The 19,329-nt window shown below is 65.4% G+C and carries 20 protein-coding genes and 2 pseudogenes; 10 read left to right on the top strand and 12 right to left on the bottom strand.

The features are described from left to right. The 9 genes from Q427_RS33875 to Q427_RS10890 form a co-directional block, all read left to right on the top strand. Positions 1–641: ABC transporter substrate-binding protein (locus tag Q427_RS33875; protein WP_442905478.1), on the top strand; the 641-nt coding region annotated here is incomplete at its 5' end. Further along, positions 566–1,480 carry an ABC transporter substrate-binding protein gene (locus Q427_RS33870; RefSeq protein ID WP_231613625.1) on the top strand — a complete coding sequence of 305 codons (915 nt, stop codon included), beginning with the start codon at positions 566–568 and terminating at the stop codon, positions 1,478–1,480. The genes Q427_RS33875 and Q427_RS33870, both read left to right, overlap by 76 nt. Positions 1,481–1,569: 89 nt before the next feature. Then, complete coding sequence (locus Q427_RS10910; protein WP_231613623.1) at positions 1,570–2,322, top strand: ABC transporter permease; 753 nt, start codon at positions 1,570–1,572, stop codon at positions 2,320–2,322. Further along, positions 2,322–2,549 carry an ABC transporter permease subunit gene (locus tag Q427_RS33865; protein ID WP_231613622.1) on the top strand — a complete coding sequence of 76 codons (228 nt, stop codon included), beginning with the start codon at positions 2,322–2,324 and terminating at the stop codon, positions 2,547–2,549. The genes Q427_RS10910 and Q427_RS33865 overlap by 1 nt, the downstream gene beginning before the upstream one ends. Further along, on the top strand, positions 2,546–2,803 hold the full coding sequence (locus tag Q427_RS33860) for a hypothetical protein (protein ID WP_043513768.1): 258 nt from the start codon (positions 2,546–2,548) through the stop codon (positions 2,801–2,803). The genes Q427_RS33865 and Q427_RS33860 overlap by 4 nt, the downstream gene beginning before the upstream one ends. Positions 2,804–2,822: 19 nt before the next feature. After that, positions 2,823–4,289, top strand: a complete 1,467-nt coding sequence (locus tag Q427_RS28795) for an ABC transporter permease subunit (protein ID WP_051496293.1) — start codon at positions 2,823–2,825, stop codon at positions 4,287–4,289. Then, entirely contained in the window at positions 4,286–4,750 is a 465-nt protein-coding gene (locus tag Q427_RS33855) for an ATP-binding cassette domain-containing protein (RefSeq protein ID WP_269321229.1), read from the top strand. The genes Q427_RS28795 and Q427_RS33855 overlap by 4 nt, the downstream gene beginning before the upstream one ends. Next, positions 4,675–6,603 (top strand): ABC transporter ATP-binding protein, encoded by a 1,929-nt coding sequence (locus Q427_RS10895; RefSeq protein WP_269321228.1) that lies wholly within the window; start codon positions 4,675–4,677, stop codon positions 6,601–6,603. The genes Q427_RS33855 and Q427_RS10895 overlap by 76 nt, the downstream gene beginning before the upstream one ends. A 132-nt stretch (positions 6,604–6,735) precedes the next feature. Beyond that, positions 6,736–7,068, top strand: a complete 333-nt coding sequence (locus Q427_RS10890; RefSeq protein WP_043513766.1) for a hypothetical protein — start codon at positions 6,736–6,738, stop codon at positions 7,066–7,068. Positions 7,069–7,104: 36 nt separating this feature from the next. On the opposite strand, the gene Q427_RS10885 is transcribed toward Q427_RS10890, so the two are convergent. Both Q427_RS10885 and Q427_RS10880 read right to left on the bottom strand, forming a co-directional pair. Further along, the gene (locus Q427_RS10885; RefSeq protein ID WP_043513764.1) at positions 7,105–7,365 is read right to left on the bottom strand and encodes a hypothetical protein; all 261 of its coding nucleotides are present in this window, start codon (positions 7,363–7,365) and stop codon (positions 7,105–7,107) included. A 38-nt stretch (positions 7,366–7,403) separates the two neighbouring features. After that, positions 7,404–8,204, bottom strand: a complete 801-nt coding sequence (locus Q427_RS10880; protein ID WP_043513762.1) for a M48 family metallopeptidase — start codon at positions 8,202–8,204, stop codon at positions 7,404–7,406. Positions 8,205–8,324: 120 nt separating this feature from the next. On the opposite strand from Q427_RS10880, the gene Q427_RS10875 reads away from it, so the two are divergent. After that, positions 8,325–9,191, top strand: a complete 867-nt coding sequence (locus Q427_RS10875) for an ATP-binding protein (protein WP_043513770.1) — start codon at positions 8,325–8,327, stop codon at positions 9,189–9,191. A gap of 146 nt (positions 9,192–9,337) precedes the next feature. Here Q427_RS10875 and Q427_RS10870 read toward each other — a convergent pair. The 10 genes and pseudogenes from Q427_RS10870 to ndk all read right to left on the bottom strand — a co-directional run. Then, a pseudogene (locus Q427_RS10870) lies at positions 9,338–9,978 on the bottom strand (hypothetical protein). Between the two features lie 194 nt (positions 9,979–10,172). Then, entirely contained in the window at positions 10,173–11,576 is a 1,404-nt protein-coding gene (gene der, locus Q427_RS10865) for a ribosome biogenesis GTPase Der (protein WP_043513760.1), read from the bottom strand. Further along, complete coding sequence (gene bamB / locus Q427_RS10860; RefSeq protein WP_043513758.1) at positions 11,573–12,739, bottom strand: outer membrane protein assembly factor BamB; 1,167 nt, start codon at positions 12,737–12,739, stop codon at positions 11,573–11,575. Before bamB ends, der begins: the two co-directional genes overlap by 4 nt. Beyond that, positions 12,736–13,395, bottom strand: coding sequence for a YfgM family protein (locus tag Q427_RS10855; protein WP_043513756.1), 660 nt, complete (start codon positions 13,393–13,395; stop codon positions 12,736–12,738). Before Q427_RS10855 ends, bamB begins: the two co-directional genes overlap by 4 nt. Positions 13,396–13,441: 46 nt before the next feature. After that, a complete protein-coding gene (gene hisS, locus Q427_RS10850; protein ID WP_043513754.1) occupies positions 13,442–14,767 on the bottom strand; it encodes a histidine--tRNA ligase in 1,326 nt (441 codons plus the stop codon). A 25-nt stretch (positions 14,768–14,792) separates the two neighbouring features. Continuing rightward, positions 14,793–15,907: pseudogene (ispG, locus tag Q427_RS10845) on the bottom strand (flavodoxin-dependent (E)-4-hydroxy-3-methylbut-2-enyl-diphosphate synthase). Positions 15,908–15,917: 10 nt separating this feature from the next. Continuing rightward, a complete protein-coding gene (locus tag Q427_RS10840) occupies positions 15,918–16,907 on the bottom strand; it encodes a RodZ domain-containing protein (protein WP_043513752.1) in 990 nt (329 codons plus the stop codon). Between the two features lie 30 nt (positions 16,908–16,937). Further along, positions 16,938–17,672: a type IV pilus biogenesis/stability protein PilW gene (gene pilW / locus Q427_RS10835; RefSeq protein ID WP_043513750.1), complete on the bottom strand. Its 735-nt coding sequence runs from the start codon at positions 17,670–17,672 to the stop codon at positions 16,938–16,940. A gap of 99 nt (positions 17,673–17,771) precedes the next feature. Beyond that, positions 17,772–18,896: a 23S rRNA (adenine(2503)-C(2))-methyltransferase RlmN gene (gene rlmN, locus Q427_RS10830; protein WP_043513748.1), complete on the bottom strand. Its 1,125-nt coding sequence runs from the start codon at positions 18,894–18,896 to the stop codon at positions 17,772–17,774. Between the two features lie 69 nt (positions 18,897–18,965). Beyond that, the coding region (gene ndk / locus Q427_RS10825) for a nucleoside-diphosphate kinase (protein ID WP_043513747.1) at positions 18,966–19,329 on the bottom strand (364 nt) is incomplete at its 5' end.

Here is a 19,329-nt window from a genome sequence, read left to right as displayed (position 1 = left end):
ATGACCCGATCCGCTATGAAGCGGCCTTCATCATCGCCGAGCGATGGCGTGAACTGGGGCTCGAGGTCAATGTCCAGCCGACCGAGTTCAGCACCGCCCTGGAGCGCTTCTACGATCAGCAGGATTTCGACGTCACCATTCTCGGCTGGAGCGGTCGTACCGACAGGCTCGATCCACAGTTCTTCCTGAGCACACTGGATTCCCGCCAGGCCCACCCGGGCGGCAACAATCCGGGGGGCTATGAAAACCCCGAGTTCGACGCGCTGTTCGACCAGCAGTCACAGGCCTTCGACATGGACGAGCGCCAACGTATCGTTCATGAGATGCAGGCGCTCTACATGCCGGACATGCCGGTGGCGGTGCTGTTCCACCGCGACGAGGTGGTGGCCTTCAACCACGATGCCTTCGAGGGCATCAACCCCATGGCGGGCGAGGGCCTCTATAGCGAGTGGGGCCCATGGAGGCGACCCCGGTCGGTGATCGCAGTACCCTGCGTATCGGCGGCCCCCAGGAGCCGGATAATCTCAATCCGCTGGCCTCCACCTCGGTCTGGGGCTGGAAATGGATGCGTCTCTACTACGATCGCCTGGTTCGTCTCTCCGCCGACGTGGAGCCGCTGCCCTGGGCCGCTGAGTCGGTAGACCAGGTCGATGAGACCACCATTGCCGTGACCCTGCGTGACGGGATGACCTTCCATGACGGCGAGCCGGTCACCGCCGAGGACGTGGCCTTCACCTGGAACTACTACCTGGACCAGGACTACAGCTACTTCAACTCCTACCTGGCCGCCCTGGACAATGCCGAGCAGATCGACGATCTCACCGTGCACTTCCACCTGAGCGAGCCGTCGGCTTCCTTTGCCAGCATCTCGTTGTCGCAGATCCCCATCCTGCCCAAGCACATCTGGGAAGGCATCGAGGATGCATCCACCCTGTCGCCCTCCGACACACCCACCGTCGGCTCCGGCCCGTTCGTGCATGAGCGTTTCGACCGTGGCGAGTTCATGGCGTTGAGCAAGTTCGAGGACCACTTCTACGCCGACGAGATCGCCGTGGATGGCGTCGAGTTCATCATCTATGCGGACATGGAAGGCGTCTACACCGGCCTGCAGACCGGCCAGATCGACGTTACCGCCTGGCGCATGGAGCCCGGCCAGATCGGCCTGGCGGAGGGTGAGGAGCACCTCACCGTGGTCAACGTGCCGGACTTCGGCTACTTCCACATGACCTACAACCTGCGTCACGAGCCGATGAGCGATCGTGCCGTGCGCCGTGCCCTGACCATGGCCTCCGACCGCGAGCGGATGGTCAACGTGCTGCTCGACGGTCGTGGCGAGGTGGGCTCCAGCGTCATCGCCCCGGTCAACACCTTCTGGCATGAACCCTTCGTCGAGCGCTTCGACTTCGACATGGATGCCGCCCGTGCGGAACTGGAAGAGGCCGGTTACTCCTGGGACGACGAAGGTCGCCTGGTCAAGTAACCCTCCCTTCCATTTTTAACGCGTACGTCGCCACTCCCCTCCGCCTACCCGGCGGTGGGGAGTGAATAGTCGTCAACAGCGAGCATGCCATGTCGTCACGCAGAAGCTACCTGATACGCCGTGTCCTGCACGGGTTCATGGCGTTGTTCATCATCGCCACTGTATTGTTCTTCCTCTTCCGTCTCGGCCTTCCCGATCCGACCGCCGCCCTGATCACCGAAGGGCTGAATCCCGCGGAGCGCGAGCAGATTCGCGCTAGTTTCGGCCTCGACCGACCGATCTGGGAGCAGTATTTCATCTACCTGGCCAATATCGTCCAGGGTGACTTCGGCTACTCCTTCCACTATCGCGCCCCGGTGGCCGATATCATCTGGGAGCGGCTCGGCAACACCATGATCCTGATGTTGCCCGCCATCATCCTGGCCTATGGCATCGGTGCCCCCCTCGGCGCCTGGCTCTCCTGGCGCCGCGGTAGCCGCATCGATACCTCCGGCATTTTCGTCGGGCTGATGTTCCGCTCGGCGCCCATGTTCTGGACCGGCATGATCGCCATCCTGATCTTCGGGATCGGGCTGGGCTGGCTGCCCACCAGTGGCATGCGCACGCTGCCCTACGAGGCCTCCGGCTTCCTCGACAAGATATTCACGCTGGATTTCCTGCATCACTTGATTCTGCCGGCGCTGGTGGTGGCGCTCTACTACCTGGGTTCGCCGTTGCTGATCATGCGCAACACCATGCTTGAAGTGTACGGCGAGGACTTCATCGAGATGGCCCGGGCCAAGGGCTGCCGGAGCGACGCATTCTCTACGCACACGCGGCCCGCAACGCCCTGCTGCCGGTAGTGACACAGCTGGCGGTGACCATCGGGCTTGCCGCCGGTGGCCAGGTGGTGGTCGAGGTGGTGTTCTCCTGGCCCGGACTGGGGCGCGAGATCCTCAATTCGGTACGCACCTCGGACTTCCCCCTCGCCCAGGCCAGCTTCCTGGTGATGGCGGCCTTCGTGGTTTCCCTCAACCTGCTGGTGGACATCCTCTACACCATGCTTGACCCGAGGGTGAGCTTCAAATGATGCGATCCAGATTTCTCAAGAGCGCGCAGGAACCGCTGCGCGCCATCGTCGGCGATCGCCTGGCCATGATAGGCCTGGTGGTCCTGCTGTCGATCATCGCGATGGCGTTGTTTGCGCCATTTCTTTCCACCCATGAGCCACTTTCTGTCAACGAGCGGGAGGAAGGCTCACTATTGACCCGCACGGTGGAGGACGGCCAGGTACGCTGGGTGCAGGAGATGGCACTGGGCGGGGCGTACCCTCAATGCCGCTGATTACCGCGACGGTATCGGCATGGCGGTGGGGCGCGACGGCGCGGTTTGGCGCTTCGCCGACGACGAGTGGCAGGAGCTGGAGGCGCCGCTGGACGCCACCCTGAACGACGTGGCCATCAGCCCGGCGGGATCCGCACTGGCCGTGGGCCAGGGCGGTGCCGTGGTGCTGCTCGCCGACGCAGGCCGGGGCAGCGACTGGCAGCGTTTCGACGCCCCTGAAGCGACCCACCTGAGCAGCGTCACCTGGCGTGACGAGGCTACGGCACTGATGGTGGGCGAAGACGAGGCCATCTGGCGGCTCGACGTCGCCTCGGGTAGTTTCGAGGCGCTTGAGAGCCCGCTGGGACGGGGCATGACGCTCAACTCAGTGGCCACCGACGTGGATGGCAGCGCCTGGATCGTCGGTGAGCGCGGCCTGAGCCTGCGGCTAGATCCCGAGGACGACAGCCTGACGCTGGAGCGGATGCCCACGAATCGCGGCCTGAATCATATCCACATGGCCGAGAACGGCCAGGGCTTGATCGTCGGCGAGCGGGGCACCCTGCTGGCGCGCAGTGCCCTCGGCGAGCAGTGGCAGAGCCAGGATGCCCCCGATTCCCGGGCCATGCGCGCCGGCTGGGTCACCGAGGAGGGGCAGGCCTTCGCCGTGGGACGCAGCAGCATTATCTTCGAGCGCGACGGTGACACCTGGCGGCTGATGCCCAGCGACGAGGAGCGCCACCTGCGCACCCTGATGGTAACGGAGGACGCCTTCTACGCCCTGGGCTCCGATCGTTTCGTCAACCGACTGGCACCGCCTTCCGGGGAGCACTGGTTCGGCACCGACCATCTGGGCCGGGACCTCTACAGCCAGAATGTCTATGGCTCGCGGATCGCCTTGCTGGTGGGCTTCATCGGTGCTTCCCTGGTGGTGCTGATCGGCGCCAACGTGGGCCTGATCGCCGGCTATTTCCGCGGTCGCACCGAAACCGTGCTGATGCGTACCGTCGACGTGATGTACGGCATCCCCTTCGAACCCTTCGCGCTGATCCTGGTGCTGCTGTTCGAGCCCAGCCTGTTCATCGTGATCCTGGCGGTATCGCTGCTGACCTGGCGTACCGTGGCGCGCCTGATTCGCTCCCAGGTGTTGTCGCTGCGCGAGCGTCCCTTCGTCAAGGCCGCCCGGGTCGCCGGTGCCTCGGACCTGCGGATCATGTACCTGCACATCTTCCCCAACGTCATGCCGCTGGTGTTCCTGGAGCTGGCCATCATCGTCGGGGTCTCGATCATCGCCGAGGCAACGCTCTCCTTCCTGGGCCTGGGGCCGCCCCAGTCGATCTCCTGGGGTGGCATCCTGCACAACGCAAGACTCTCGGGTGCCTGGCGTGACGCCTGGTGGTGGAACCTGCCCCCGGGGCTATTCATCATGATCACGGTGCTCTCCGTGTTCTTCATCTCCCGCTCATTGGAGCTGGTTGCCAATCCGCGACTGAGGGCACGCCGATGACCGAACAACGACTACTGACCGTGAGCGACCTGGCCATTCACTACCGCACCGGGGCCGGCCCGGTGCAGGCGGTGGACGGCATCGACTTCGACCTGCGGCCCGGCGAGGCGCTGGGCCTGGTGGGCGAGTCCGGCTGCGGCAAGACCACCGCCGCCAAGGCCATGCTGCGCCTGCTGCCACCCAATGGCGAGGTGCCCCGTGGGCGCATCGACTTCGACGGGCGCAACCTGGTCGAGCTGGACTCGGAGGCGATGCGCAAGGTGCGCTGGAAGGAGATCGCCTGGATCTCCCAGGCGGCGATGAATGCGCTGGACCCGGTCTACACCGTGGGTGACCAGATCCTCGAGGCAATGAACGCCCATGTGAAGATCAAGCGGGATGAGGCTTGGCTCATGCCGAGGACCTGTTCCGGGCGGTGGGCATCGATCCCGCGCGTCTCTCGGCCTACCCCCACGAGATGAGCGGCGGCATGAAGCAGCGTGCGGTCATCGCCATGGCCTTGGCGCTGGACCCCAAGCTGATCATCGCCGACGAACCGACCACCGCGCTGGATGTGGTGACCCAGGCGCAGATCCTGGCCCGGCTCTCCAAGCTGCGCCCGGGAGCGTGGCATGGGGCTGCTCTTCATCACCCACGACATCTCGGTGGTGGTGCAGACCTGCGACCGGGTCGCGGTGATGTACGGTGGCCAGATCATGGAGACAGGGCCGGTGCGGGAGGTGTTCGGCACGCCGTTTCATCCCTACACCATGGGGCTGACCAACGCCTTCCCGACCTGGAGGGTGCCCAGCGTGAGCTGATCTCGATTCCCGGCAGCCCGCCCAACCTGCTCAACCCACCCTCGGGCTGTCGCTTCGCTGAGCGCTGTCCCTTCGCCACCGAGCGGTGCACCAGCGAAACCCCGCCGCTGCTCAGCGTGGGTGAGGATCGACGCTCCGCCTGCCACTACCCGGAGCAGGTCGAGGCGTTCCGCGAGAAGGCAGCCAGGAACGACACTTGGGCGGTGGTCGGTGAGCGCCTGAACGAGCCGGTGCAGGGGGCGGGTACCATCGAGCCTGTCGCTGTCGACTCGTCGCTGCTTCTGGAGGTGGATGGGCTGCGCAAGCACTTCCCCGTGGAGCAGGGCTTCCTGGACGGGCTGCGGGGCAGGCACAAGGATCGCAAGGTGCATGCCGTCGACGATATCTCCTTCGACCTGCGTGAGGGCGAGATACTGGGGCTGGCCGGTGAATCCGGTTCGGGCAAGACCACCACCGGCGAGATGCTGGTGCGCCTGCAGGACATCACGGAGGGCGAGATCCGTTTTGATGGCGTCGATATCACCCGATTTGCCGGGCGCGAACTCAAGGCATTCCGCCGCAGCGCCCAGATGATCTTCCAGGATCCCTACCAGACCCTGAACCCGCGTTTCACCATCTTTGATATCGTCGGCGAGCCGCTCATCATCCACCGGCTGGCGGAGGGTGAGGCTCTGGAGCGCAAGGTGATCGAGTCGCTGGAGCGTGCCGGCCTGAAGCCGGCGGAAATCTACCGCGATCGCTTCCCCCACGAGCTGTCCGGCGGGCAGCGACAGCGGGTGGCCATCGCCCGGGCCATCGTGCTGGAGCCGCGCCTCATCGTCGCCGACGAACCGGTCTCGATGCTCGACGTCTCGATCCGTGCCGGGGTGCTCAACCTGATGCACCGCTTCCGTAACGAGCTGGGCATCTCCTTCGTCTATGTCAGCCACGACCTGCCGACGATCCGCTATGTGGCCGACCGGGTGGCAATCATGTACCTGGGCGAAATCGTCGAGGTGGGGCCCACCGAGCAGGTGATCCACGAGCGCAAGCATCCCTACACCCAGCTGCTGCTCGATGCCAGCCCCGAGCCTGATCCGGCGGTGGTCAAGCCGCCGCTGGAGAGCGCCGGGGAGATCCCCAGTGCGGTGGATCCACCCAATGGCTGCCACTTCCACACCCGTTGCCCCATGGCCATGAGCCACTGCGGCTGGGAGGGGCGCGATGTGGTCACGGCCATGAGTGAATGGCGAATCGCCGGCAAGGAGATCGAGCACCTGGGCACGCCGGAGCTGGCCGGGCTGGATGTCTATCTGCCGGTACGCGGAGATGGCGTCGATGCCGCCAGGCAGGAACTCACCGCGATACTCACCGCGAAACACCCGTCACTGGTGGAGGCAGCGGATGTATCGGCCGACGGCTCGGCGTCCCTGGCAGTGCACTTCAGCTCCCAGGTATCTCCCCAGCGCCGACTGATCGCCCGTGAACACTCGGTGGCCTGCTATCTTTATGAGGAAGAAACGGCTGGCAGTTAGGAGATGGCGATAGCATCCAGGCAAGGCGGGGCGGTATTGCCCCTGCCTTCGCACTCGCCGCACGAGCCCATTACCGGGATTTGCAGTAGATCAGCGTTAAGTCCGACAGGCTCCTAGACGAGAGGTATCGGAATGGCATCACCACCGCCCCGTCGCTCCAGCCTGGGCATTGTGTCCCTGCTCATGGCGCTGTTCGGCGCCGTTTTCCTGGCTGGATTGGTAGTCGTGGCCTCGATTATCGCGGACAGTGCGCCGGGTGACACCGGGGGGTACTCGCCGGGTATCAGCCTGGTCGGTGTGGAGCTGCTGTTCCTCATTGGCCTGCAACTGATCGCTGCCGGCATGGGGATTGCTTCGCTGCGCCGACCGGGGGAGGGCCGGCTGTTCGGGCTGTTGGGCACCGCCACGGCGGTGCTCATCATACTGATGGCCGTGTTGCTGACACTGGCCGGGCGGCTGGCCTGATCAAGAGGTTCCCTGGCGCTGCTTTGCAGGGAGCCCTCAGCGTCGCTTGACGTAGAGCCCCGCCATGCAGGTAACCAGGCCCACCACGGAGAGCAGCATGCCGCCGTTGACCAGTAGTGGCTGGCGCTCCACCCAGGGCACGAAGGGCTGGGACGTGTCGCGGCAGACGCCATCCAGGTAATCCCAGTAACCGCCCTGCATCAGGGTGCATTCGCGTACGTCGCTGAGCTCCCAGAAATAGAGCCCCATCAGTGTCATTGGCGGCACGATCAACAGCAGCAGTCCAATTTTCAGCATCTTGTTTCCTGTCAGGGGGCGTTTACGTCAGCCTAGGCTCAAGGACGGGGACAGTTGGGCTGACGGCCGGCCCGTCGTGCCTGCTCGAAACGGGCCAAGGCGCCATCCATCTCCTGGTGCAGCACCTGGGTGCGCTGGCCGTGGCTGGGGTGGGTCGACATCCAGGCCGGAGGGCGTGCGCCGCCCGCGGCGCTCATATTGTCCCACAGTTCGAGGCTGGCGCGAGGGTCGAAGCCGGCATCGGCCATCACGCGCAGGCCAATGATATCGGCTTCGGTTTCGTGGCGGCGCGAGAAGGGCAGGAGGATGCCGTACTGGGCGCCGAGGCCCAGCGCGCCCATCAGCTGTTCGCCGCCCGGTCCTTGCAAACCGGCAGCCGTGGAGAGAACCGACATGGCAAGCTGGGTGGACATCTGGGTCGAGACACGCTCATTGGCATGGCGGGCCAGCACGTGGCCGATCTCATGCCCGACCACGGCGGCGACCTGGTCCTGGTTGCGGGCCACCCGAAGCAGGCCGGTGTTGATGCCCATGTAGCCCCCGGGGAGTGCGAAGGCGTTGGCCTGTTCCGACTCGAAGACGCGAATCTGCCAGTCCTGATTGCGCTCGCGCTCCGGCAGCACGGCGACCAGGGCATTGGCGATACACTGCGCGTAGCGCTGCTCGGCCTGGCCGGCGGGTGGCAGGTCCTGCTCGTACTGCTCGAATGCCTCGCGGCCCATCTGATTGAGCTGCGTGTCGGACACCAGGGTGAGCTGCTGCCGTCCGGTTGGGGAGGTTTCACAGGCAGCCAGGGTCAGGACCAGAATGGTCACGGCAAGGGGGCGAATCCAGCGCATGGCGAATATCTCCTGTGTCCGGGACTATTGAGACCCTGGACGGGGATGGCGGTTCGCCACAAGATACTCCGTAGGGTCATAAGGTCAATCGTAAACCATGGAACTTCCGAGGATATGCCGATGGACGAGGAGCTGAGCAGACGCCTCAGTCGCCTGCTGGATCATGTGGAGCACTGGCTTCCCCCTACCCCGCAGGAGGTGGACTGGAGCCGAGACGTGGCGGCACTGTGGCAGCGCCACGCGTTTGGCGGGCGGTTGTTGCCGGTACCGCCCCGAGATGCCCTGTCGCTGGACGACCTGCTGGGCATCGAGCGCCAGAAGCTGGCGCTGGTGGACAATACCCGTGCCTTCCTGCAGAAGCTGCCGGCCAACCATGCCCTGCTATGGGGCTCCCGTGGCAGCGGCAAGTCATCGCTGATCCGTGCCCTGCTTAACAGTCTCTCGGCGGAAGGGCTGCGGCTGGTGCAGGTCGATCGCCACGACTTGTCGGGATTGCCGACCCTGGTGGAGCAGCTGCGGCACCAGCCACAGCGTTTCGTCGTCTACTGCGACGACCTCTCCTTCGAGGGACACGACGATGCCTACAAGGCCCTCAAGAGCGTGCTCGACGGTGCCCTGACCGGGCCGCCGGAGAACGTGCTGCTCTATGCCACATCCAACCGCCGCCACCTGCTGCCCGAGTCGCTGTCGGACAACGAGGCGTCGCAGCTGGTGGGCGATGAGCTGCACCATGGCGATGCCGTGGAGGAGAAGATCTCGCTGTCGGACCGTTTCGGGTTGTGGCTGGGTTTCTATCCCTTCAACCAGGACACCTACCTGGAGGCGTGCTGCCACTGGGTCACCCAGCTGGGCACCGCCCGGGACTGGGGGGCCGAGGCCCGGGCCGAGGCTATTCGTTTCGCCACCCTGCGGGGCGGGCGYAGCGGCCGCGGGGCCTGGCAGTTCGCCAGCCACTGGGTGGGACGTCGTCGCCTGCACGGGAAGTAGCTGTCAGCGACACCGAGTCAAGGGGCGCCGGGGACAGGCCTGGAGGGGGTCCTATGCCAGGGATGGCATCGGTAGCGCCCAGGGAGGGGTTCACAGCGCCCCCGAACAGGCCTGTCGCCGGAACAGCCCCGAGTCGACCGGTAGCATTACCTCCTTGGGATCAGCGAGCCGTCCTCTCCCACACCCAGGCGGATGGTGGGGGTGAGCAGGCCGGCAGGCAGGGTGACACCCAGGCCTCGCAGGTCCCCGGGGGTGATGGCCAGCTCGCTGCCGGCGGGAAGCTCACCCTGGCTGGCCAGCTGGCTGGCCAGCTCCACCATGGGGCGAAGCTGCTCGCGGCCACCGCCCAGCAGGTCGAAGGCCACCGGGAGGCGCAGGTTGGCATCGTCACCCGAGGTGAGGGTCACGTCCTGCTCGTAGTTACCGCTGACCGGGTCGACACCGGGCATGTCCAGCGTCCAGCGGAAGCCGGACATCTCCACCGGCGGCATGCCGGCGGGCAGCCCCAGGCCCATGCTAGGGTCGCCTGCACCGGCAGGCTGCCGGCGCCGAGACTCGAGAGCGCCAGTGACATCATATCGCTGGTATCCAGGCGGGCATCCACGGCGTAGGGGCCGATGCGCACCTCTTCCACCCCCAGAGAAGTGACAGCCAGGCGGAAGGCGAACAGGCCGGTCTGGGGAATCGCCAGGCAGCCGGTCAAGAGCCCCGCCAGGCACAGTGGTACGAGCATGCGCCAGCGCCGGCGACGCTGGGAGAGATTCGGCAGTAAGCGGGTCAGGAACATGCAGGGTCTCCCTGCCCGGACGGGCAGCAGCGATTGGTAAACGGGCGTATTTCAGGTTCCACGGGCCTCGCTGTCAAGACACTTTCCGCAATGGCATGGTAACCGGGAGCGCCAGGACACGACGAGGGAAGCGCTATCGCCGGCCGGGAGCCGGCGATGCCTGGGTAGCAGTGATGTCAACGTAGTCGGCGGGTTCAGCGACGGCTCTTGCGAGCCTCCTTGGTGCGTCCCAGCTCGCGCTTCTTGGCCTTCTCGCGATCGCTGGCATCGGCCATGGGGTCGAAGGGGTTACTGCCGGAGCGGAATTCGAAGCGGATCGGCGTGCCGCGAACCTTGAGTACCTTGCGGAAGGTGTTGATCAGGTACCGCTTGTAGGCTTCGGGCAGCGCTTCGGTCTGGTTGCCGTGCACCACGATGATGGGTGGATTGCTGCCGCCCTGGTGGGCCATGCGCAGCTTGATGCGGCGCCCATGCACCAGGGGTGGCGAATGCTGGCTGACCGCATCCTGCAACAGGGTGGTGAGGCGGTTGGTCGACCAGTGGCTGTTGGCGGAAGCGAAGGCGCGCTCGATGGAGGGGTAGAGATCGCCCACCGCGGTGCCGTGCAGGGCCGAGATGAAATGCAGTTCGGCGTAGTCGGCAAAACCCAGGCGGCGCTTGATCTCGGCGCGCATCGTCTCCTTGGCCTCGCTTTCCAGCCCGTCCCACTTGTTCACCGCCAGCACCAGGGCGCGTCCGGAAGTCAGCACGTAGTCGAGCAGATGCAGGTCCTGCTCCACCAGGCCGCTGCGCGCATCCAGCACCATGACGGCGACATGGCACTCCTTGATCGCTTCCAGGGTCTTGATGATCGAGAACTTCTCGAAGCTTTCGTGGACGTTCTTGCGTCGCCGCACACCGGCGGTATCGATCAGTACATAGGGCTTGCCGCGACGCTCGAAGGGTATCTCGATGGCGTCCCGGGTGGTGCCGGCCTCGTCGAATACCACCACCCGCTCTTCGCCCAGCAGCCGATTGACCAGGGTCGACTTGCCCACGTTGGGGCGGCCGATCACGCCGATGCGGATCCCCTTGGTGCCGGTATCGGCGGGGATGCTCTCGTCGCGCTCGGGAAAGGGCTCGAGAACCGTCTCGATCAGGGTGGTGACGTTGCGACCGTGGGCCGCGGCGATGGGGAAGGGGTCGCCCAGACCCAGCGCCCAGAAGTCGGCCATGGCCGAGTGCTCTTCCAGGCCATCGGTCTTGTTGACCACCAGCCAGGTCTTCTTCTGGTTGACCCGCAGGTGGTTGGCGATGGCCTCGTCGGCCACGTTGAGACCGGCGCGGGCATCGACCATGAACAGCACGATGTCGGCCTCGTCGATGGCCACCAGGGACTGTTCGGCCATGGCCGCGTCGATACCCTCTTCGTCCCCGCTGATGCCACCGGTATCGATGACCGTATAGCGCTTGTCGCCGAGCAGGCCGTTACCGTACTTGCGGTCACGGGTCAGGCCGGGGAAGTCAGCCACCAGAGCGTCCCGCGAACGGGTCAGGCGGTTGAACAGGGTCGACTTGCCCACGTTGGGGCGGCCGACCAGGGCAATCACAGGTGTCATCGACGGATATCCAGGGCTTCCAGGCGACCGTTATTGGCCAGCACATAGATGCGCCGCGCATCGGTGACGGGGCGCACGCTGATGCCGGAGCTGTCGATCCGGGTCCGGGCGGTGAAGCGACCGCTCTGGGTATCGACCAGATGCAGGTAGCCTTCGAAGTCGCCCACCACCAGGTTGCCACCGGCGAAGGCGGGGGGGGTGAGCCAGCGACCCTCGAGGTCGCGGTTGCGCCACACTTCCTCACCGCTGCGGGCATCGAAGGCGATCAGGTGACTGGCTTCGTTGACGGTGAAGAGGCGATCGCCCACCAGGACCGGCGTCAGGTGGCTGGAGTGTTCACGCTCCCAGAGGATCTCGCCGGTGTTGGCCTGCAGGGCCACCAGGCGGCCATTGTAGCTGGTGACGAACAGCCGTCCATCCGGGGTCAGCACCGGCTGGCCGCCGAGGTCGACCATGCGATCGATCTCGCTGCGGCCTTGGGGAACGGCGATACGCCGCTCCCACAGCGGCTGCCCACTGCGGTTGTCCAGGGTGACCAGGCGACCGTTGGCGAAGCCGGCGAAGGTGACCGGATCGATCACCGAGGGCGTGCCGGTGCCGCGCAGGGTAAGGGCGGGCTCGGTGGTGCTGTGCGACCACAGCTCCTGGCCACTGCTGCGATCCAGGGCGGTGACGCTGCCGTCGACGCTCTGCACCACCAGCAGTTGCTGGGTAGGCTGGGGGGCGGCCAGCACTTCACTGGGCACCCGCGAGCGCCACAGCACCTCGCCGTCGGTCTGGCTGAGCGCCAGTACTTCGCCATTGCGCGTGGCCAGGTAGATCTCGCCGGCCACGGCGGTCAGGGCGCTGGAAACGCCGACCTCGAGGTCCTTCTGCCATAGCCTGTTGCCGCTGTCGGCCTCGAAGGCCATCACCCGGCCGCGCTCGTCGGCGGCATAGAGGGTGCCGTCGTCAAGGGACGGGGCAATGGGGTACTGGGCCCGTCCGAGACCCTGGCCGACCCGTTGGCGCCAGTCGCTGTCCAGCTGGACGGTGGCATCGAAGCGAGAGAGCTCCTTGGGGGAGTAGCGCGGCTCCGACTTGCTGGCGCAGCCGGCCAGCAGCCCGAACGTGAGCGTGGCGACAATGGCCAGGGATGCCTTGCTCCGCATGATGGAAATCATAGTATCGCCTCTTCAACGCCAAGGTCGTCCAGCTTGAGCTGGACACCGTAGATCGGCTGGTCACGCTGCTCGGCATGGGCCAGCGCTTCACGCCAGGCTTCGCGCGCCTGGTCTTCGCGGCCCAGCGCGAGCTGGGCGTCGCCGCGGATATCGGCTCGCTGGGCGGCCAGGGCATCGGGAATGCCGCTCCCCAGGGTCTCGAGCGCTGCCTCGGCATCGCCCTGGGCCACCTGCAGGCGGGCCAGGCGCAGCCTGGCCAGGCCCTGGATGTAGTCACGGTTGCTTGCATCGATCACCGCCCTGAGGGCGTCCTTGGCGGCGTCATGGTCGTCCTGGGCGACCGCCAGGCGGGCGTCGATCAGTCGTGCCATGTCGGCGTAGAGCGTGCGGCCGTGGTTGTCGACGATCTCGTCAGCAAGGGCTCGGGCCTGGGCCAGGCCGTCATCGTCAAGTGTTCCCGCGTCGGCCAGGTTGACCAGCTGCTGGTAGCGCAGCGAGGCCGCCTCGGCCTGGTTCTCCTGGTAGTTCTGCCAGGCGTTCCAGCCGAATATACCGGCGGCGGCGAGGGCCACACCGGCGATCAGCGAGGTGCCGTTCTCCTTCCACCAGCGCTTGATGGCATCCAGCTGTTCTTCTTCAGTTCTCAGCTCCGCCACGGGCGGTCTCCTTTACGGCATGTCCGATTCGGGTCAGGCGGCAGCGTCATTTGGCAACGTTGCCTGACAACAAGGTAGCGAGTTCGGCGACCAGCGCGCTCCGGCTCAGGCTCTGCTGGTCGCGCGATTCGCGCAGGAACTTAAGGCTCACCCGATCATTGGTCAATTCATCCTCGCCCAGCAGCAGGGCGAAGCGGGCGCCGCTCTTGTCGGCCTTCTTGATGCGACTCTTGAAGCTTCCGCCACCACAGTGAAGCTGCAGCCGCAAGGCAGGCAGCGCCGTGCGCAGCTGCTCGGCCAGCAGCATGGCACTACCGGTGGCGCCATCATCCATGGGCAGCAGGTAGGCGTCCAGCTCGCCCAGGGCACTCTGCGGCACTAGCTCCAGCGTCTGCAGCAGCAGCACCAGGCGTTCGATGCCCATGGCGAAGCCCACGGCGGGTGTCGGCTTGCCACCGAGCTGCTCCACCAGGCCGTCGTAGCGGCCGCCGGCACAGACGGTACCCTGGCTCCCCAGTGCGCTGGTGGTCCACTCGAAGACGGTGCGGCAGTAGTAGTCCAGGCCGCGCACCAGGCGCGGATTGATCGTGTAGTCGATGCCGGCGGCCTCGAGCATCCGGGTGAGCTGCTCGAAGTGCGTGCGGGATTCGTCGTCCAGATGGTCCATGAGCCGGGGCGCGTCGGCCAGCATCGGCGCCATGTCAGGGTTCTTCGAATCCAGGATGCGCAACGGATTGCTGGTCAGGCGGCGCAGCGAATCCTCGTCGAGCTGGTCACGATGCTGTTCGAAGTAGGCGACCAGCTTGTCACGATAGGCGGCTCGGGCCTCGTTGGAGCCCAGTGAATTGAGCTCAAGCGTCACGTGATCGATCAGGCCGAGTTCCTTCCACAGTCGTGCCGAGAGCAGGATCACCTCGGCGTCGATGTCCGGCCCCTCCAGGCCGAAGGCTTCCAGGCCGACCTGATGGAACTGGCGATAGCGCCCCTTCTGCGGGCGCTCGTGGCGAAACATGGGGCCCTGGTACCACAGCCGCTGGGTCTGGTTGTGGAGCAGGCCATGCTCCATGGCGGCGCGGACGCAGCTTGCCGTGCCTTCGGGGCGCAGGGTCAGGCTGTCGCCGTTGCGGTCCTCGAAGGTGTACATCTCCTTCTCGACGATATCGGTGACTTCGCCGATGGAGCGGGCGAACAGGGCGGTCTGCTCGACGATGGGCGTGCGGATCTCGGCATAGCCGTAGCGCTGCATCAGCGACTGCACGGTGCCCTCGAAGTACTGCCAGAGGGATGAGTGCTCCGGCAGCAGGTCGTTCATGCCGCGAATGGCCTGGATCTTCTTGCCCGGCTCTTTAGTGCTGACTTGGGACTTGCTCAATGCTGACTCCTTGTTGTCGCCCGGCTTACTGGTCGCGGGCGATCACATCCTGTTCGGCCTGCTCTTTCAGGCGTACCCGCTCGCGAATCAAGCGCTCGAGGTCATCGACGAGATGGTCGTTGCTCAGCTTGGAGGCGGGCTTGCCGTCGATGTAGACGAGGTTGGCGGGTGAGCCACCGGTGAGGCCGAGATCGACCTCCTTGGCCTCGCCCGGGCCATTGACCACGCAGCCGATCACGGAAACGTCCAGCGGCGTCATGATGTCCTCGAGTCGTTCCTCCAGGGCGTTCATGGTGCCGATGACATCGAAATTCTGGCGCGAACAGCTGGGGCAGGCGATGAAGTTGATACCCTTGGCCCGCAGTCGAAGGCTCTTGAGCATGTCGAAGCCGACCTTGATCTCCTCCACGGGATCGGCGGCAAGGGACACGCGTATCGTGTCGCCGATGCCGTCCATCAGCAGCATGCCGAGACCGATCGACGATTTCACCGTGCCCGAGCGCAGGCCGCCCGCTTCGGTGATCCCCAGGTGTAGCGGCTGCTCGATCAGGGTGGCAAGCCGGCGGTAGGCGGCCACCGCCATGAACACGTCAGAGGCCTTGACGCTGACCTTGTAGTCCTGGAAGTCGAGGCGGTCGAGGTGATCGATATGGCGCATGGCCGACTCCACCAGGCTTCCGGTGTCGGTTCACCGTACTTGCGCTGCAGCTCCTTCTCCAGCGAACCGGCGTTGACGCCGATGCGGATCGGGATGCCGTTGTCCCGAGCGGCGCTGACCACGGCGCGAACCCGCTCTTCCTTGCCGATGTTGCCGGGATTGATGCGCAGGCAGTCGACGCCGAGTTCGGCGACGCGCAGGGCGATCTTGTAGTCGAAGTGGATATCGGCTACCAGCGGCACCTCGACCTCGCGCTTGATGCGGCCGAAGGTTTCGGCGGCATCCATGGTCGGCACCGAGACTCTCACGATATCGGCCCCGGCGGCTTCCAGCTGGCGGATCTGGGCTACGGTGGCGGCCACGTCCAGGGTGTCGGTATTGGTCATGCTCTGCACGGAGATGGGGGCGTCTCCCCCGACCGGTACCTTGCCGACATGGATTTGACGAGACTTGCGTCGAATGATGGGCGATTGAGCGTGCATGGTGACGGAATCATTCTCCCAGAGTGAAGCGAGCGACGTTGTTGGCGCCGGCGCGGGCAGCGAGATCGACCGCTTCGCCGCGCCATATCAGCTCGACGCCGGTGGCATTGCCGATGGTCATGCGGAAGGGCGGGTCGCCCTCCACGCTGGCGGTGGTGCCGGCCTCCTGCAGGCCGACGAAGATGCGCTGGTTATTGGCATCGAAGATCTCGGTCCAGGACTGCTCGTTGAAGGTCAGCTGCAGCTGTCGTGCATCGCCGGCGGCGGGAGCCTCGACGACCTCGGGCTCCTCTTCGGTGACGATGTCGGGGGTCTCGGCGACCTCCTCGGTCGCCGCCTCGACGTCCGCGGGAAGCGGCTCGTCGGCGTCGGTCGTCGCCAGTCGTTCGGCCCCGGTCGGGTCGACCTGCGGGGAGGGTACGGCGGGTGCCTGGGGGCTGATCGGGTCAACGCCCTCTTCGGGCAGCGGCGGGAGCGACTCTTCCACCTCGGGGCGGGGTGCCTCTTCCACCAAGGTGGTGGTGCCATCGAGGTTGTCCACCGAGACGGGGCTGCTGTCGCCGAAGTCGAGCATGTCGTTGCCGCCCCGGCTCTGCCACCATACCAGGGTCAGGCCGATCAGCCCGGCAATGACCAGCAGGGTTACCAGCTTGAAAAGCCAGGCGCCGATACGGGACGGGGGACGAGAGATGTTCACCGGTGTCACCCGCTGTTCCACTTCCTGGCTGCTGAAGCGATTGGCGTAGGACTCCAGCACGGGTTGGTCATCCATGCCCAGCAGGCGGGCATAGGCGCGCAGGTAGCCGCGGCGATAGGCGGCAACCGGAACCTGATCGTAGTTGTCCTCTTCCAATCCACCGACCACGGCGGGCCGCAGGTTGAGTGCCGCAGCCACCTCTTCCCGGGTGAGGCCCTGAGACTCGCGCTCGCGGCGGAGCAGTTCGCCGGGAGAGGCCTGGGACCCGAAGTCGACGGTATCGATATTGTGATTGTCGCTCATGGCTGAGCATCCTTCGTCATGAATCGTTGATCAAGGGGCGTCACGTACGGTGTCCGGGTCAGGGGTAACGGCCGTGCTCCCGCTTCGGGCCACGGCAATGTCATTGGCCAGCGCCTGGGCATTCGGCGTCATCCCCGCGAGCCGGATAAAGGCATCCAGCTGCTGGCGGGCACGCTCCGGGTTCCCCAGCGTCAGCTCCAATTCTGCCAGTGCGAAATAACTTCTCGGACTCCGTGGCTCAAGGCTCTGAGCGCGCTCGAAGCTGCTGCGAGCCTTGGCCAGGTCCCCCATTTCCCAGTGGCACTGCCCCAGATTGGCAAAGAGCTGTGCGCGGTTGGCGTACTGGGTGTCGCGGGACGCCAGTTCGAGCTGCTCACAGGCCTCGGCGGTGCGGCCCTTGTCATAGAGAAAGGCGGCGTAGTTGTTGCGCGCCCGGCTGTAATCGGGGTCGGCCTTGAGGGCCTGCTGGAAGGTCTCGTCGGCCAGTTCGTCCTCGCCTTGCCGTTGATAGACAATGGCCATGGCCTGAAGTGCCTGAGGATTTCTTGCGTCGTTTTCCAGGGCGCGGTTGAGCGCCGCAATGGCGCGGGGGAGGTTATCCTGCTCCAGGTAAGCCATGCCCAGCTCGGTGAATGCCTCGGCGGGGCTGCTGCCGTCGCCCCGTTCGGCCTGGCTGGCACAGCCGGTCAGCCATAGCGACCCGGCGAGCATCGCTACCAGCGAAAGCGGCCTGAGTCGGGAGGGCAGGGAGGGACAGCGCGTCATGGCATCCTCATGCGAAGAACTTGTCGGCAGTGGTGGCGGTACGAAAAAGCCTGTCCATCAAAGCGCCGTGACGTGTTGAAGTCAAGGCGGCCACCCGCGTCAGTCGGCGTCGATCTGTATCGAGCGGATATAGCGCTCATGGCGTTTGGTGCGATCCTTCACCCGGCCCACCAGCTGGCCGCAGGCGGCATCGATGTCGTCGCCGCGTGTGCTGCGAACCGGAGCCGTATAGCCCAGTTCGTAGAGCCACTGCTGGAATCGCATCGTCTGGTTCCGCGACGGTGTCTCGTAGCCCGAGTGGGGGAAGGGGTTGAAGGGAATCAGGTTGATCTTGCACGGCAGCTCGCGCAGCAGTTCAGCGAGCTGCTCGGCATGCTCCTGCTGGTCGTTGACGTCCTTGATCAGGGTATATTCGATGGTCACCATCCGCGTATCGCCGCACTTGGCGAGGTAGCGCTGGCAGGCATCCAGCAGGGCGCGAATGTTGTACTTCCTGTTCAGAGGCACCAGCTCGCTGCGCAGTTCGTCGGTGGCGGCATGCAGCGAAATGGCCAGGCTCACGTCGAGCTCGTCACCCAGCTTGTCGAGCATCGGGACCACGCCGGAGGTCGACAGGGTGACGCGACGCTTGGAGAGGCCGTAACCGTTGTCGTCCAGCATCAGCTTCATGGCCGGTACGACGTTGTCGTAGTTCATCAGCGGCTCGCCCATGCCCATCATCACCACATTGGTGACCGGGCGATTGGCGGTGTCGCGGCGCGGGCCGAAGCTGTTGCTTGCCACCCAGACCTGGCCGATGATCTCGGCGCTGGAGAGGTTGCGTTGAAAGCCCTGCTTGCCGGTGGAACAGAAGCTGCAGTCCAGTGAGCAGCCGACCTGGGAGGAGACGCACAGGGTGCGACGCTTGCCGTTCTCGGCCGGGATCAGCACGGTTTCCACATAGGTGCCGTCCTCCACTTCCAGCACCCACTTGCGGGTGCCGTCACTGGAGGTGCCCTCATAGACCACCGCGGGCCCACGAATCTCGGCCACCTCGGCCAGGCGCGTGCGCAGCGCCTTGGACAGGTTGGTCATGGCCGCGAAGTCGGCGCAGCCTTCGTGGTGGATCCATTTCATCACCTGGGCGGCACGAAACTTCTTCTCGCCGATGGAGAGGAAGAACTCTTCCATCTCCTCGCGAGTCATGCCGAGCAGGTTGGTGCGTTGGGAAGCGGTGGCGGTCATGGCATCACGGGCATCGGAGGGACAGGGGCGGGGGCGAAAATGCCCCCGCGGAGGCAAGCCTGGTGTGGCTTAGCGGGGGCAGATTTCGTCGGCATTGAAAAAATAGGCGATTTCCCGCTCGGCGGAGGCCGGAGAGTCAGAGCCATGTACGGCATTGGCATCGATGGTCTCGGCAAAGTCGGCGCGGATGGTGCCCGGGGCCGCTTCCTTGGGGTTGGTGGCGCCCATCAGATCACGGTTCTTGGCGATGGCATCTTCGCCTTCCAGCACCTGCACGACGACCGGGCCGGAGGTCATGAAACCGACCAGATCCTTGAAGAAGGGACGCTCTTTATGTTCGGCGTAGAAGCCGCCGGCCTTCTCTTCGGAGAGGTGCAGCATCTTGGCGGCCACGACCTGGAGGCCGGCCTTCTCGAAGCGTGCAATGATCTCC

It is taken from the genome of Halomonas sp. BC04 (assembly GCF_000568385.1).
Note: the sequence above shows the minus strand (reverse complement) of the source record. Positions and strands in the feature narration are given on the sequence as shown.

Bases quoted from the DNA above. Each gene is read 5' to 3' on its own strand.
- Q427_RS33860 (WP_043513768.1), top strand. From the start codon at position 2,546: ATGATGCGATCCAGATTTCTCAAGAGCGCGCAGGAACCGCTGCGCGCC.
- Q427_RS10880 (WP_043513762.1), bottom strand. From the start codon at position 8,204: ATGCGCTGGATTCGCCCCCTTGCCGTGACCATTCTGGTCCTGACCCTG.
- Q427_RS10910 (WP_231613623.1), top strand. From the start codon at position 1,570: ATGTCGTCACGCAGAAGCTACCTGATACGCCGTGTCCTGCACGGGTTC.
- pilW (WP_043513750.1), bottom strand. From the start codon at position 17,672: ATGACGCGCTGTCCCTCCCTGCCCTCCCGACTCAGGCCGCTTTCGCTG.
- Q427_RS10885 (WP_043513764.1), bottom strand. From the start codon at position 7,365: ATGCTGAAAATTGGACTGCTGCTGTTGATCGTGCCGCCAATGACACTG.
- Q427_RS33870 (WP_231613625.1), top strand. From the start codon at position 566: ATGCGTCTCTACTACGATCGCCTGGTTCGTCTCTCCGCCGACGTGGAG.
- Q427_RS10840 (WP_043513752.1), bottom strand. From the start codon at position 16,907: ATGAGCGACAATCACAATATCGATACCGTCGACTTCGGGTCCCAGGCC.
- bamB (WP_043513758.1), bottom strand. From the start codon at position 12,739: ATGATTTCCATCATGCGGAGCAAGGCATCCCTGGCCATTGTCGCCACG.
- der (WP_043513760.1), bottom strand. From the start codon at position 11,576: ATGACACCTGTGATTGCCCTGGTCGGCCGCCCCAACGTGGGCAAGTCG.
- rlmN (WP_043513748.1), bottom strand. From the start codon at position 18,896: ATGACCGCCACCGCTTCCCAACGCACCAACCTGCTCGGCATGACTCGC.
- Q427_RS28795 (WP_051496293.1), top strand. From the start codon at position 2,823: ATGGCGGTGGGGCGCGACGGCGCGGTTTGGCGCTTCGCCGACGACGAG.
- Q427_RS10890 (WP_043513766.1), top strand. From the start codon at position 6,736: ATGGCATCACCACCGCCCCGTCGCTCCAGCCTGGGCATTGTGTCCCTG.
- Q427_RS33855 (WP_269321229.1), top strand. From the start codon at position 4,286: ATGACCGAACAACGACTACTGACCGTGAGCGACCTGGCCATTCACTAC.